This is a genomic window from Streptomyces monomycini (assembly GCF_022271435.1).
Classification (GTDB): Bacteria; Actinomycetota; Actinomycetes; order Streptomycetales; family Streptomycetaceae; genus Streptomyces; species Streptomyces monomycini.
On the sequence record NZ_JAFIQY010000013.1, the window covers coordinates 155,111 to 169,334 of the forward strand.

At 72.8% G+C, this 14,224-nt stretch carries 12 protein-coding genes; 8 read left to right on the forward strand and 4 right to left on the reverse strand.

The genetic code is table 11. From position 1 onward, the window contains the following. Positions 1-131: 131 nt before the first annotated feature. A complete protein-coding gene (locus JXZ78_RS17655) occupies positions 132-620 on the forward strand; it encodes a glutathione peroxidase (RefSeq protein ID WP_030021876.1) in 489 nt (162 codons plus the stop codon). A gap of 7 nt (positions 621-627) precedes the next feature. On the opposite strand, the gene JXZ78_RS17660 is transcribed toward JXZ78_RS17655, so the two are convergent. Then, positions 628-1,074, reverse strand: coding sequence for an STAS domain-containing protein (locus JXZ78_RS17660; RefSeq protein WP_050502713.1), 447 nt, complete (start codon positions 1,072-1,074; stop codon positions 628-630). 584 nt (positions 1,075-1,658) lie between these two features. Next, a complete protein-coding gene (locus JXZ78_RS17665) occupies positions 1,659-3,029 on the reverse strand; it encodes an SLC13 family permease (protein ID WP_030021879.1) in 1,371 nt (456 codons plus the stop codon). 104 nt (positions 3,030-3,133) lie between these two features. Between JXZ78_RS17665 and JXZ78_RS17670 the strand changes: the two genes are divergently transcribed. Together JXZ78_RS17670 and JXZ78_RS17675 are read left to right on the forward strand one after the other, a co-directional pair. After that, positions 3,134-3,682 (forward strand): GNAT family N-acetyltransferase, encoded by a 549-nt coding sequence (locus JXZ78_RS17670; RefSeq protein ID WP_033038565.1) that lies wholly within the window; start codon positions 3,134-3,136, stop codon positions 3,680-3,682. A 176-nt stretch (positions 3,683-3,858) separates the two neighbouring features. After that, positions 3,859-5,214 (forward strand): NAD(P)/FAD-dependent oxidoreductase, encoded by a 1,356-nt coding sequence (locus JXZ78_RS17675; protein ID WP_030021881.1) that lies wholly within the window; start codon positions 3,859-3,861, stop codon positions 5,212-5,214. A gap of 101 nt (positions 5,215-5,315) precedes the next feature. On the opposite strand, the gene JXZ78_RS17680 is transcribed toward JXZ78_RS17675, so the two are convergent. Then, positions 5,316-5,765, reverse strand: coding sequence for an ArsR/SmtB family transcription factor (locus JXZ78_RS17680; RefSeq protein WP_078624454.1), 450 nt, complete (start codon positions 5,763-5,765; stop codon positions 5,316-5,318). 98 nt (positions 5,766-5,863) lie between these two features. On the opposite strand from JXZ78_RS17680, the gene JXZ78_RS17685 reads away from it, so the two are divergent. From JXZ78_RS17685 to lnt, 4 genes are all read left to right on the forward strand, one after another. Further along, the gene (locus JXZ78_RS17685) at positions 5,864-8,023 is read left to right on the forward strand and encodes a heavy metal translocating P-type ATPase (protein ID WP_078624455.1); all 2,160 of its coding nucleotides are present in this window, start codon (positions 5,864-5,866) and stop codon (positions 8,021-8,023) included. Positions 8,024-8,326: 303 nt separating this feature from the next. Further along, complete coding sequence (locus tag JXZ78_RS17690; RefSeq protein WP_030021884.1) at positions 8,327-10,243, forward strand: ABC transporter ATP-binding protein; 1,917 nt, start codon at positions 8,327-8,329, stop codon at positions 10,241-10,243. 237 nt (positions 10,244-10,480) lie between these two features. Continuing rightward, positions 10,481-11,059 carry a nuclear transport factor 2 family protein gene (locus JXZ78_RS17695; RefSeq protein ID WP_030021885.1) on the forward strand — a complete coding sequence of 193 codons (579 nt, stop codon included), beginning with the start codon at positions 10,481-10,483 and terminating at the stop codon, positions 11,057-11,059. 83 nt (positions 11,060-11,142) lie between these two features. Then, positions 11,143-12,726, forward strand: coding sequence for an apolipoprotein N-acyltransferase (gene lnt, locus JXZ78_RS17700; protein ID WP_078624456.1), 1,584 nt, complete (start codon positions 11,143-11,145; stop codon positions 12,724-12,726). A gap of 21 nt (positions 12,727-12,747) precedes the next feature. Here lnt and JXZ78_RS17705 read toward each other — a convergent pair whose 3' ends face one another. Next, on the reverse strand, positions 12,748-13,497 hold the full coding sequence (locus JXZ78_RS17705; protein WP_030021887.1) for an SDR family NAD(P)-dependent oxidoreductase: 750 nt from the start codon (positions 13,495-13,497) through the stop codon (positions 12,748-12,750). Positions 13,498-13,591: 94 nt separating this feature from the next. On the opposite strand from JXZ78_RS17705, the gene JXZ78_RS17710 reads away from it, so the two are divergent. After that, positions 13,592-14,200 (forward strand): TetR/AcrR family transcriptional regulator, encoded by a 609-nt coding sequence (locus JXZ78_RS17710; RefSeq protein ID WP_030021888.1) that lies wholly within the window; start codon positions 13,592-13,594, stop codon positions 14,198-14,200. Positions 14,201-14,224: the final 24 nt, after the last annotated feature.

Here is a 14,224-nt window from a genome sequence, read left to right on the forward strand (position 1 = left end):
CGTCCCCCACGAATGCCGCCCCGCCCACACAACCCGGCAGGAACGGCAGCCAGGGAAGAACGCGCGGGCGAGCGCTGTTGTCACCGAGGAAGTCCGTCCGCACCAGCGGTCCCGTAGCGAGGAGCCTGAACGTGAGCCTGTACGACATCCCCCTGCGCACCCTGAACGGTGAGCCCGCCTCGCTGGCCAACTACCGAGGTCGCGCCCTGCTGGTGGTCAACGTGGCGTCCAAGTGCGGCCTGACGCCGCAATACTCGGGGCTGGAGCGGCTCCAGCAGCAGTACGGCGACCGCGGCTTCAGCGTGCTCGGCTTCCCCAGCAACCAGTTCGCGGGCCAGGAGCCGGGCAGCGCCGAGGAGATCGCCACGTTCTGCTCGGCCACCTACGGGGTCAGCTTCCCGCTGTTCGAGAAGACGGACGTCAACGGACCGGACCGGCACCCGCTGTACGCGGAGCTCGCCCGCACCGAGGACGGCGCGGGCGAGGCCGGTGACGTGCAGTGGAACTTCGAGAAGTTCCTCATCGACGCGGAGGGGAAGGTCGTGGGGCGGTTCCGGCCCCGAACCGAGCCCGAGGCGGCGGAGTTGACGGAGGCGATCGAGGCCCATCTGCCGGCCTGACGTCTGCTCAAGCGACGGCGGTGTCCGGGGCGGCCGGGCGGCCTGCGCCTTCGGGGCCTGGGCGGCAGTCGCCGTCCGGCCGGGTCCCACCGGCGAGTCCGGGAATGGCGTCGGGGTCCGGGTCGAGGCAGAGGTCGAAGGCGGGCAGCAGGCCTGTCAGGCGCAGCAGTCGCAGCACACTGGGGCTGTCGGCGACGCCGGCCAGGCGCAGGCGGCCCGCCTTGGCCTCGACCCGGCGGCGGGTGCGGCACAGCATCGACATGCCGCAGCAGTCGATGAAGGTCACGTGCCGCATGTCGAGGACGAGATCGGGGCAGCGCGCTCCGGTGATCTCGTCGAGACGCGCGGTCAACGCGGTCGTCGCCAGGATGTCCATTTCTCCGCTCAGTTCCACCACCGTGGTCGCGCCCACCACGTGTTCCCTGCTCGCGTAGCTCCGCCCCTGTTCCACCATGCCCGTCCCCACCTCCGTGCCGGTGCGCGTGATGCCGCCGCACGCTGGCGGTGGAGACGTACGGAAGTTTGGGGAGTCGCCCGTTGCGGCCCGGGCGGAGATGACCACCGTCGGCGTTCGGCATCCGCGCGGTGCCAGCCTCCGGCGGGGTCCGGGTCGTCGGCTGCGCCCTACGTGTCTACGGCTTACCCGCTGGCCCCACCGTCAGTCCGGACGGCCCATACGTAATGAAGTTGTCCGAAACTCATGCCATGGACCTGAGTGGTGGACGCCCGCCCACCGGAGGCCGTGAATGTGACGGCGGTCACGGTGGGCGCAGCCGGTGCGATGGGGCGGTTGTCGGGCGGGACGGGGGTGGGGAGGAGTGCCGACCGGGGCGGGAAAGGCGTCATGCGTGCCCTTCCCGGCACCGTGCTTCGGCTGAAGGACCGAGCTGTTTCCGGTCAGCGCTTATCCCGTACGCACATTTGCCCTACGCGGCGTCTGCGCGCCCTTCTCGCCAATCGGTCGCAAGTTCACTCAGTTCACTCGTCCGGGCGGGCTGTAGGTGATTTCGCCGATCGGTCGTCGGGGGTGGCGGGCCGTCATGTGCCGATGATCTGCATGGCTCCCCACAGGGCCAGCGTGGACAGGACCAGGCCTCCCGGGACAGTCAGGAGCCCGAGCCGGGTGAACGTGCCCAGTTCCGGTGCGTCGCCCCGTTCCTGGAGGATGCGTCGCCACAGGAGTGTGGCCAGCGAGCCCACGTACGTCAGGTTCGGGCCGAGATTCACGCCGATCAGCACCGCGAGGACGGGGCCGGCACCACCGTGTGCCGCGACCGGAAGCAGCGTCAGCACGGCCGGCAGGTTGTTGATGACGTTGGCGAGGAGGGCGGCGAACACGGCCACCCCGAGGAGCGCCGGCAGCGAAGCGCCCTCGGGCAGCAGTCGGTCGACGGCGTCGCCGAGACCGTTGGCGACGACCGCCTCCACCACGACGCCGAGGGCCAGCACGAAGAGGCAGAAGAAGGGGTTGGCCGCTTTCAGCATCCCGGTCAGGGCTCCGGTCGCGGTCGAGGTACCGGTCCTGGTCGCGGTCCTGGAACTGGTCGCCGGGCCGGCCGCGGTGTCGGTCGCGGTCGTCCCCCGGCGTGCCATCTCGCGTATCCCGAGGGCCAGCACGCCGCCCAGCGCCGCCCAGACCGGAGCAATCCCGGCGAAGGAGGTCACGACGAACCCGGCGAGTGTCAGCGAGAGGACCACGAGCGCGAAGACCGGGAGCGGTGGCGGAGCTGCCTGTTGCCCGTGTGCCCCGCCCGCACAAGGCTCCCCCGCGTCCACGCACCGTTCGTCGTCCGCCAGTTCCCGGCCGAAGAACCACCGGAACACCACGTACTCGAAGAGCACCGCCACGACCCACGGAAGCGCCATCAGGGCGGCGAACCGGGTGAAGGACAGCCCGGCCGCGCCGAGAGCCAGCAGGTTGGTGAGGTTGGATACGGGCAGCAGCAGCGAGGCGGAGTTCGACAGGTGGGCGCCCGCGTACAGGTGCGGGCGGGCGCGCACGCCGGCGTGCGTGGCGGTGGCCACGATCACCGGTGTCAGCAGCACCACCGTCGCGTCCAGGCTGAGCACCGCCGTGACGGCAGCGGCGAGTACGAAGACTCCGGCCAGCAGGAGCCGTGGCCGTCCCGCGCAGCGCCGCGCCAACACCGCGCCCGCCGCTTCGAAGAGCCCTTCCCTGGCGCACAGGTACGCCAGCACCAGCACGGCGGCCAGGAAACCGACGACCGGCAGCAGCTTGTGCACCTGCTCCCACGCGGCGCCCGGCGACACCGCGCCGACCAGCACGAGCAGACCCGCCGCCGGTACGGCCGCCACCGCCTCGGGGGCGCCGCCCGGCCTCCGTACGGCGAAGACCAGGACGCAGACCAGCAGCAGGAGGGAGAGGATTTCGGCGACGGCGGTACTCACCCCCGCAAACTACAGGGGTGGATCTACGGAGGGTCATTGCGCCAATTAGGGTGGATTTGCGGTTTTCCCTGGCCGCCACCGTCCTAGCGAAAGGAGCGCCGGTCATGGCCACACCGGACGCGCACGACACTGAGATCACCCTGCTCCCGCTGCGCCCCGAGCACCTCCCGGCCGTCCTGGAGCTGGGCGAACGGGTCTACGACACCGATGCCATGCCGTACACCGGATGGTCGCTGACCGCCGTCGCCACGCACCTCGACGCCTCCGTGCCCGCCTGCCGGGTCGCCATGGCCGGCGACCGGCTCGCCGCGTTCGTGCTCGGCTCGATGACCTTCGAGCAGCGGGAGGACTGGGGGTATCTGGAGTGGATCGCGGTGGACCCGGACTTCCAGGGGCGCGGCGTGGCCGGGCGGCTGGTGCAGGACTGCTGCGCCGCGCTGACGGAGGCCGGCGCCTCGTCCGTGGTGACCGACGTCGAGGTGAACAACACGGCGTCGGCGACGCTGATGCGCCGTAACGGCTTCACCGAGGGCGTCACCGTCACCCTCTTCGTCCGGCCCGGCGCCGGCGAGACGGCGCACCGCGGCGGCATCTCCCTGCCGCACTTCGCCCGCACCGGACGTCCCCGGCCCACCCATCGCGACGGCCGCTGAGCCGGGCGCCGGAGCCCGGGCCCAGGGCCCGGGGGCCCGTGACGCATGTGGCGGCAGGGTCACCTGTTTCTCACCCGGTCGCAGGAGGTACTCGGTGGGCGCGGTGGCGGGCCCCGCCGCCCCGTGCCAGCGTGGCCGGGAGCCGACACAGCTGCTGACAGAGGCGAGGACGCGTCATGGAACGACCCAGAGTCCTGATCGTGGGCGGCGGCTTCGCCGGGGTGGAGTGCGCCCGGGGCCTGGAGCACGGACTGTCCGCCGAGACGGCCGAGATCATGCTGGTCACACCCAACAACTACGAGCTGTACCTGCCGCTGCTGCCGCACGTCGCCGCCGGAGTGGTCACCCCGCAGTCGATCGCGCCCTCCTTGCGGCGGATCCTGCGCCGGACGCGTCTGGTGCCCGGCGGGGTGATCGGCATCGACACCGCGGCGAAGGTCTGCGTCGTACGGCTGATCACGGGTGAGACGACCGACATCCGTTACGACCGTCTGGTGCTGACGCCCGGCAGCATCACCCGTACGTTCGACATCCCCGGCCTGACGACGTACGCGCGGGGCATGAAGACGCTGGCCGAGGCCGCGTACATCCGGGATCACGTCATCGCGCAGCTCGACATCGCCGCGGCCTCGACCGATCCGGAAGAGCGCGCGGCGCGGCTCCAGTTCGTCGTCGTCGGCGGCGGCTACGCGGGCACGGAGACGGTCGCCTACCTCCAGCGGCTCACCAACGCGGCCGCCCGGCGCTACCCGCGGCTGGACCCCACCCAGATCAAGTGGCACCTCATCGACATCGCGCCGAAGCTGATGCCCGAGCTGGGCGACCGGCTGGGCCAGAAGGCGCTGGAACTGATGCGGCAGCGCGGTACGGAGGTGTCGCTCGGCGTCTCGGTCGCCGAAGTGACCGAGGACTGTGTGCAGTTCACGGACGGACGGGTGCTGCCGTGCCGGACGCTGATCTGGACGGCGGGCGTGGCGGCCAGCCCGCTCATCGGCACGCTCGGGGCGGAGACCGTACGGGGCCGGCTCGTCGTCGACGCCGACCTGACCGTGCCGGGCACGCCGGACGTGCTGGCCTGCGGTGACGCCGCGGCCGTCCCGGACCTGACGAAGGGCGCAGGCGCCGTCTGTCCGCCCACCGCGCAGCATGCCCAGCGGCAGGGCAAGCACGCCGCGCGCAACATCATCGCCGGGCTGCGCGGAGCGCCGCGGACGCCGTACCGGCACAAGGACCTGGGCCTGGTCGTGGACCTCGGCGGCATCGACGCGGTGTCCAAACCGCTGGGGTACGAGCTGACGGGGCTGCCCGCCCAGGTGGCGGCGCGCGGCTACCATCTGATGGCGCTGCGTACCGGTGTCGCCAGGTTCCGTACCGTGGCGAACTGGCTGATCAACGCCACCGCCGGGGACGACTTCGTACGCACCGGATTCCAGGCCGAGAAGCCCGCGACGCTGCGCGATTTCGAACGGACCGATGTCTATCTCTCGGCGGAGGATGTACGGGAGCAGCTGGCGGCGCGCAAGGCCGGGTGAGCGCGGGGCGAGCGCGGGGCGCGTTCCGGGCTTGCACGCGAGGGTGCGCGGGGGTGCACGCCGGATCGCGGACGGAGTCTGCGGCTGAGTCAGGGGCCTGATCAGCGGCTGATGCGCCTCCCCACCACGGCTCCGGCACCAGTTCCGGCTTCGGTTTCGGCCTCGTCCTCGGAGTCGTCGGTGTCCTCCGTTGCCGCCGTGTCGGGCAGGTCCCGCGCACCGAGCCGCAGGTGCTCGATGTGGTAGACGGCCTCGTCGAGGAGCTGGGCGACGTGCGTGTCGTACAGGCTGTAGACGATCCGGCGGCCCTGCCGCGACCCGGTGACCAGGCCGAGCGCCCGGAGCAGCCGTAGCTGGTGCGAGACGGCCGACTGCTCCATGCCGACCGCCTCGGCCAGCTCACCCACCGGGCAGGGCCCCTGGCGCAGACGGGTGAGGATCATCAGCCGCGAGGGGGTGGCCAGCGCCTGGAGTGTGGCGGCGATGGTCGCGGCCGCATCCGCGTCCAGGTGTGCTGCCGGTGTGGTCCTGCCGTCGACTCCGTGTCCCATATGCCTCATCGTATATTCAGCAATACTTGAAGACGTCTTCATGTATTCGGTTATGGTGTCCGGGTTCCACCCGACCCCCTCCCCGCACCGAGGTACCGATGACGTCCACGTCCAGTCACGGCCGTACGCAGCAGCCACCGGCCACCGCCGCGCCGTCGGCCGGCCGGCCGACCCCCGTCGCGCCGTCCACCGTTCCCGCTGCCGCCGTCCCCACGGGCCCCGTCGAGGCCCCGACAGCCCCCGCTCTCCCACCCCGCCCGCGCCGCACTCGCCTCTCCGCCCTCCCGGAGGTGCGCTGGGCGACCCTTTCCGCGCTCGCCTTCCTGCTCGCCTTTCCCCTCGACCTGGCGGGCGCCCCGGCGTGGGCGTGGGGCCCGCTCTATGCGGTGTGTTACGCGGCCGGCGGCTGGGAACCCACCCTCGCGGGCCTCCGGGCGCTGCGCGAACGCACGCTCGACGTCGACCTGCTGATGATCGTCGCGGCGGTCGGCGCGGCGGCGATCGGGCAGTTCCTCGACGGTGGCCTGCTGATCGTGATCTTCGCGGTCTCCGGCTCTCTGGAGGCCCTGGCCACCCGGCGCACCGAGGACTCCGTGCGCGGCCTGCTCGACCTCGCGCCCTCCACCGCCGTCCGGCTGACGGCCGACGGCCGGGAAGAAACCGTCGAGGCGGCCGCACTACGGGTGGGCGACACGGTGCTCGTACGCCCCGGAGAGCGGCTGCCCGCCGACGGCACGGTACTGACCGGCGCGAGCGAGGTGGACCAGGCCACCATCACCGGCGAGCCGCTGCCGGTGGACAAGGGCCCGGACGACGAGGTGTTCGCGGGGACGCTGAACGGCACCGGCGCGCTGCGGGTACGGGTCGGCAAGGACGCCACCGAGTGGGCGATCGCCCGCATCGTGGCCATGGTCGAGGAAGCCGGCCGGACGAAGGCGCCCACCCAGGTGTTCATCGAGAAGGTGGAACAGCGGTACTCCGCCGCGGTGGTGGCCGTGACCCTCACCCTCTTCGCGCTGCCGCTGCTCTTCGGCACGGACTTCACCACCACCCTGCTGCGGGCCATGACCTTCATGATCGTGGCATCGCCGTGCGCGGTCGTGCTGGCCACCATGCCCCCGCTGCTGTCCGCGATCGCCACTGCCGGGCGGCACGGCGTCCTGGTCAAGTCGGCTGCGGCGATGGAGCGCCTGGGGGCGGTGACGCGGGTCGCGTCGGACAAGACCGGCACGCTCACCGAGGGCGCGCCACGCGTCGCCGGGGTGCGCCCGCTGGGCGGCACGGACGAGGCGCGGGCTCTCGCGCTCGCCGCCGCGGCGGAGCAGCCCAGCGAACACCCGATCGCCCGGGCCGTGGTCGCGGCCGCGCGGGAGCGGGGTCTGCGGGTGCCCGGCGCGTGCGAGTTCTCGTCCGCGCCGGGGCAGGGCGTGCACGCCGTCGTCGAGGGGCGCACCGTACGGGTCGGCAGCCCGGTAGCGCTGTTGAGCGCGGGGGCGGCTGGGAGCGGCGACGGGCTCGTGGAGGTACGACTGCGCGAGGCGCGCGCTGCCGCGGCGGAGATCGAGGCCGCCGGGCAGACGGCGGCAGCCGTTCTGGTGGACGGTGCACCCGTCGCCGTCCTCGCCGTCACCGACCGGCTGCGCCCCGGCGCCGCTGAAGCCGTGACCCGGCTGCACCGCCTGACGGGCGTTGGGGCCGGGCCCGCGTCCGCCCGCCTGACGGAAGCCGGGGGCGGGGCCGGGCCCGCCCCCGCTACCGGCGTGACCCTGCTGACCGGCGACAACGCCCGCGCCGCCCGCCGTACGGCCGAGGAGTGCGGCATCACGGACGTACGGGCCGGACTGCTGCCGCAGGACAAGGTGGCCGCGGTCCGCGCCTGGCAGGCGGACGGGGCGAAGGTGCTCATGATCGGCGACGGGGTGAACGACGCGCCCGCGCTGGCCGCGGCGCACAGCGGCGTCGCCATGGGCCGGGTGGGTTCCGACCTGGCGCTGGAGACGGCCGACGCGGTGGTGGTACGCGACGAGGTCGGGGCAGTACCGACAGTCGTCGCGCTCTCCCGCCGGGCGCGCCGGCTGGTGGTGCAGAACCTCCTCGTCGCGTCCGCGTGCATCGGCACGCTGGTCGTCTGGGACCTGGCCGGGCACCTGCCGCTGCCGCTGGGCGTGCTCGGGCACGAGGGGTCAACCGTCCTGGTCGGTCTCAACGGGCTGCGGCTGCTGCGTTCCACGGCGTGGCGGCGCGCCGCGGACGCCTGAGGACTCAAACGGCCCGGCGCACGCCCGGCGTACACATCAACCCGTACGCCCGGCGCGCACACCAGTCCGTACGCCCGGCGTGCACATCAGCCCGTACATCCGGGTGCACATGAGCCCGTACGCCCGGCGTACGCATCACTGCGTACGCCGGGCGGCACACCACCTCCCCCCCCCGGCTCCCGGCGCGCCGACAAGGGAATCCCTTGACCTCAACATTGGTTGAGGTCATAGCTTCAGGCATGTCGCCGGTCGCCACGGCCCGCGATCGATCCCGTGCCGACCACGCCGCTCCGGAGGACCGCGATGGACATGGAAGTCACCGCCTGGCATTCGCTGCACAGTGCCCTCAACGCCCAGCAGGACAGACGCCCGTTCTCCCGCTCCACCCTGCGGCGCGTCGCCGCCTTCGCCCGGCCGCACCGGCGCTCGCTGACCTGGTTCCTGGTACTGAGCACGGTGACCGCCGTGCTGGCGGTCGCCACCCCGCTGCTCGCCGGCCGGGTGGTCGACGCCATCGACGGCGGCGAGGCGGCCGGTACCGTACTGAAACTCGCCGGACTGATCGCCGCCATCGCCCTGGCGGAGGCGGGGCTCGGCCTGCTGACCCGGTGGCTGTCGGCGAGCCTGGGCGAAGGACTGATCCTCGACCTGCGGACCACCGTCTACGACCACGTGCAGCGGATGCCGGTCGCCTTCTTCACCCGTACACGAACAGGTGCGCTGGTCAGCCGCCTGAACAACGATGTCATCGGCGCGCAGCGGGCGTTCAGCGACACACTGTCCAGTGTGGTCGGCAACATCGTGACGCTGCTGCTGACGCTCGTGGTGATGCTGAGTCTGTCGTGGCAGATCACGCTGATCGCGCTGGTGCTGCTGCCGGTGTTCGTGCTGCCCGCGCGCCGCGTCGGCCGGCGGCTGGCCGGGCTGCGCCGGGAGGCGTCCGACCACAACGCCGCGATGGGGACGCAGATGACCGAGCGGTTCTCCGCGCCGGGCGCCACCCTCGTCAAGCTGTTCGGCCGCCCGGCCAGGGAGTCCGCCGAATTCGCCGCGCGGGCGAGCCGGGTGCGGGACATCGGGGTCCGTACCGCCATGGTCCAGACGTACTTCGTCACCGCGCTCACCCTCGTCTCCGCCCTCGCCCTGGCCGTCGTCTACGGTCTCGGCGGCTTCCTGGCGCTGCGCGGCCACCTCGAAACCGGCGCGATCGTCTCGCTGGCCCTGCTGCTCACCCGCCTGTACGCGCCGCTGACGGCTCTGTCCGGCGCGCACACCGAGGTGATGAGCGCGCTGGTCAGCTTCGAGCGGGTCTTCGAGGTGCTCGACCTGAAACCGCTGATCGAGCAGAAGCCGGACGCCCGCACGGTGCCGGACGGGCCGGTCGCGGTGGAGTTCGACTCCGTACGCTTCGGTTACCCGTCCGCCGACAAGGTCTCCCTCGCCTCCCTCGAAGAGGTGGCGACCCTCGACACGCGGGGCGGCGCCGAGGTGCTGCACGACGTCTCCTTCCGCGCGGAACCGGGCCAGATGGTCGCCCTGGTCGGCTCCTCGGGCGCGGGGAAGTCGACGATCGCGCAGCTGCTGCCGCGGCTGTACGACGCGGACACCGGCGCGGTGCGGCTGGGCGGCGTGGACGTACGCGACCTGACGGCCGACTCGATCCGCGACACCCTCGGCATGGTGACCCAGGACGGGCACCTCTTCCACGACACCATCCGCGAGAACCTGCTGCTGGCCAGGCCGACGGCGGACGAGGAGGAGCTGTGGGACGCGCTGCGCCGCTCCCGCCTGGACGGTCTGATCGCCTCACTGCCCGACGGCCTGGACACGGTGGTCGGCGAGCGCGGCTACCGGCTCTCCGGCGGTGAACGGCAGCGGCTGACCATCGCCCGTCTGCTGCTGGCCCGGCCGCGCGTGGTGATCCTGGACGAGGCCACCGCGCATCTGGACAACACCTCCGAGGCGGCGGTGCAGGAGGCACTGGCCGAGGCGCTGGAAGGCCGTACGTCCGTGGTCATCGCGCACCGCCTGTCGACCGTACGGGCCGCCGACCTGATCCTGGTGGTCGAGGACGGCCGGATCGTGGAGCGCGGCACGCACGACGCGCTGCTCGCGGCGGGCGGGCGGTACGAGGAGCTGTACCGCACGCAGTTCGAGCAGGCGCTGACCTCGGCCGGACGGGCGGCGCGCGGCGCGGGGGAACCGGCCTCGGCCCGCTGACCGGCCCACCCCCGTTCGCCCCCGTGGGCCCCGCTTCCGGGCGGGGCCCACGGCCGTACTGGGGCTCACGGCCGGATCGGGGCTCACGGCCGGATCGGGGCCAGGCCCTTGGCGTACCGTGCCGTGCCCGGATCCTTCGCGCACCGTGCCCCCGGTGCCGGGCCTTGCGTGCCGAGGCTCTTGGCGCCGTGTGCCGAGGCTCTTGGCGGTGGCCCACGCATGCCGAACACTGAGGCGATGACCCAGCGTGTGGAACACACCACTGTCATGGACCGCCTCGCCATCGACGACCTGGTCACCGGCTACGCGATCGCCGTGGACGACGGCGACTGGACCGCGTACCGGGCCCTGTTCGTCCCCGAGGGGCACGTCGACTACCGCTCGGCGGGCGGCATCGCGGGCGGCGTCACCGACGTCGCGGACTGGCTGGCCGAGATGATGCGGCGCTTCCCGGTACGCCAGCATCTGATCGTCAACCGGCGGATCGGCATCGAGCTGCGCGACGGCGGCGCGCCCGGCGACACGGCCACCGTACAGGCGGACTACCTCAACCCGATGCACCTCGCGGGCCCGCAGGACGCGCCGCCCGCCACGGGCGCCGGAGTGCACCCCGGCGCGGCAGCCGACCCGCGCCCCGGCGTGCCGGCCGACCTGCACCGCGAGCACGCCGGCGCGATCACCGGCGCATCCGCCGCCCCGAACTACACCTGCGCGGGCCGCTACGCCTTCGCCGCCCGTCGCGCCACCGAGGGCTGGCGGCTGAGTGAGGTCGTCGTCCACGAGAAGTGGCGGCAGTTGGTCCCGGCGCGGGACTGACGGGTCGCGCCCGCCTGCTGTCCATGATCGGCCGACGCGCGCACACTGGATGCTGCGATCCGACGTCCGAGGGAGGGAGCGGTATGCGGGAGGCGGCCGGCTGGTGGGAGAAGGCGCTCGCGTCGCCTTGGGGGCGTGGTGCCGCCGCGGTCGCGGCCGGGGCGCTGCCCGCGCTGGCGTTTCCGGCGCCCGCCCTGTGGTGGCTGGCGTACGTCGCCCTCGCCCCGTGGCTCCTGCTGGCGCGTTCGGCCCGGACGAACCGCCGGGCGGCGCTGGACGGCTGGCTCGGCGGCGCCGGCTTCATGCTGGCGGTGCACCACTGGCTGCTGCCGAGTCTGCACGTCTTCATCCTCATCCTGGCGGCGCTGCTCGGTCTGTTGTGGGCGCCCTGGGGCGTACTCGTACGGAATCTGCTGCACGACGCGCCGAGCGTACGCCGGTGTGCGGCAGCCCTCGTGCTCGTGCCGTCCGGCTGGCTGATGGTCGAATTGGTGCGGTCCTGGGAATACTTGGGTGGCCCCTGGGGGCTGCTGGGAGCCAGCCAGTGGCAGGTGCCGCCTGCCCTGCGGCTCGCCTCCATCGGCGGGGTGTGGCTGCTGAGCCTGGTCATCGTGGCCGTCAACACCGCGCTCGCCGTACTGGTCGCCCTGCCGCGTGCCCGAATCCCGGCCATGGCGGGCCTCCTCGTCTGCGCGGTCGGCAGCTGCGCGGCATGGCTGTGGGCGCCGGTACCGCGGGCGGCGGGCACCGTCCGTATCGGCCTCGTCCAGCCAGGTGAAGTCGCGGGCGCCGCAGCGCGGATAGCGCGCGGCGAGACGCTGACCCGCTCGCACGCGGGACGCGGCGTCCAGCTGGTGGTCTGGGGCGAGAGCAGCGTCAACCGGGACCTGACCCGCAGCCCGGACATGGCGGCCCGGCTCGCCGCGCTCTCCAGGGACGTGGGCGCCGACCTCCTGGTGAACGTCGACGGACGGCACGCCGGCCAACCCGGCATCTACAAGAGTTCCGTCCTGGTCGGCCCGCAGGGCGCGACCGGCCACCGCTACGACAAGATGCGGCTGGTCCCCTTCGGCGAGTACATCCCGCTCCGCTCCGTACTGGGCTGGGCGACGCACGTCGGCAAGGCCGCCGACCAGAACCGCATGCGCGGCACCCGGCAGGTCCTGATGCCCGTCGGCTCGGCGGGCGGACTGCGCGTGGGACCGTTGGTGTGCTTCGAGTCGGCGTTCCCGGACATGAGCCGCCAACTGGCGCGGGACGGCGCGCAGCTGCTGGTCGCGCAGTCCTCCACGTCGACCTTCCAGGACAGCTGGGCGCCCGCACAGCACGCCTCGCTGGCCGCGCTGCGTGCCGCCGAGACATGGCGGCCGATGGCGCACGCCACCTTGACCGGGGTCAGCGCGGTGTACGGGCCGCGCGGCGAACCGGTGGGCGACCGGCTCGGCACCGAGCGCGGCGCGGCAGCCGTGTACGACGTCCCGCTGGCCGAGGGCACCAGCCCGTACGTACGTCTCGGTGACTGGGCGTTGTACGGCGCGATGCTGGCGCTCGGCGCGTACCTGATCGCGACGCTCGGCGTGTACGTGGTCGTGACGCGCGGCGCGCACGCGGGGGCGAAGGGGCCGCGTGCGCTCTCTTCACGCCGGGGCGCGCACCGGGACGGCTGAGGCCTGCCGGGAAGGCAGGGGTCAGATCTGGTTCTCCCCGCCGTCGACATAGAGGTTGGCGCCGAGGACGTAACTGCTCTGCTCGGAGGCGAGGAAGGCGACCGCGGCGGCGACCTCTTCCGGGCGCCCCATCCGGCCCATCGCGACGCCCGCGGCGAGCTGCGCCCGGACGCCGGGCGCGGCCTCCGCACCGAACAGGTCCGTGATCCCGGTGGTGTCGATCGGGCCCGGCGAGACGGCGTTGACCCGGATGCCGCGGTCCTTCAGTTCGTTGGCCCAGGTGCGGGCGAAGGAGCGGACGGCGGCCTTGGAGGCCGCGAACACGCCGAACGCCTCCGTGCCGTTGCCGGCCGCGGTGGAGGCGTTCAGGATCACCGAGGCGCCGTCGTTGAGCAGCGGCAGCGCCTTCCGCACGGTGAACAGCGTGCCCCGAACGTTGACCGCGAACGTCTGGTCGAGCTGCTCCTCGGTGACCTGCTCCAGCGTCGCGAGCGAGGCGGTCGCCGCGTTGGCGAAGACCACGTCCAGGCCCCGGCCCCGGGCGCGGACCGCGTCATAGAGGCGGTCCAGGTCGGCCAGTTTCGTGATGTCACCTGCCACGGCGGTGACCCGTGCCGGGCCGATGGCCTCCACGGCCGCGTCCAGCTCGTCTCTGCGCCGCCCGATGACGAACACGTGCGCGCCTTCGGCCGCCAGCCGTACGGCGCTGGCCAGGCCGATTCCGGTGTGCCCGCCGGTGATGACCGCGGTCCGGCCTTCGAGCTGTCCCATGGCGTTGACCTCCACCTAGTTCCGTACCGATCGATACGGAATGGGAACGTAGCACATCCGCACCGCCCGGTACGGAAGGGGTAGGATCGCGTCCATGGAGACGCGACGGAAGGGACCGGTCGGCCGGCCGAGAGGCTTCGACGCCGACGCGGCCCTCGAACAGGCCATGCGGGTCTTCTGGGAACAGGGGTACGAGGGCGCCAGCCTCACCGACCTGACCAACGCCATGGGCATCACCCGGACCAGCATGTACGCGGCCTTCGGCAACAAGGAGGACCTGTTCCGCAAGGCCCTGGAGCGCTACTCCGAAGGCCCTGCCTCGTACGGAGCCCGGGCCCTGCAGGAGCCGACCGCCCGGCAGGTCGCCACCGCGTTCCTCAACGGCTCCGTCCGGACCACGACCCAGCCGGACTGCCCCGCCGGGTGCCTCGGCGTCCAAGCCTCCCTCGCCGCCGGCGACCCGGGGCGCGCCGCCCGCGACGCCCTCGTCGCCTGGCGCGAGGAGGGCACTTCCCAGCTCCGCGACCGGTTCCGGCAGGCCGTCGCCGAAGGCGATCTACCGCCCGGCACGGATCCCGGGCTGCTCGCCCGCTACATCATGACCGTCGCCAACGGCATCGCCGTCCAGGCCGTCGGCGGCGCCACCCGCGACGACCTCCAGCAGGTGGCCGACATGGCCCTGCGGACCTGGCCGTCTGCCTGACGGTGGAGCGCACCCGTGACGTAC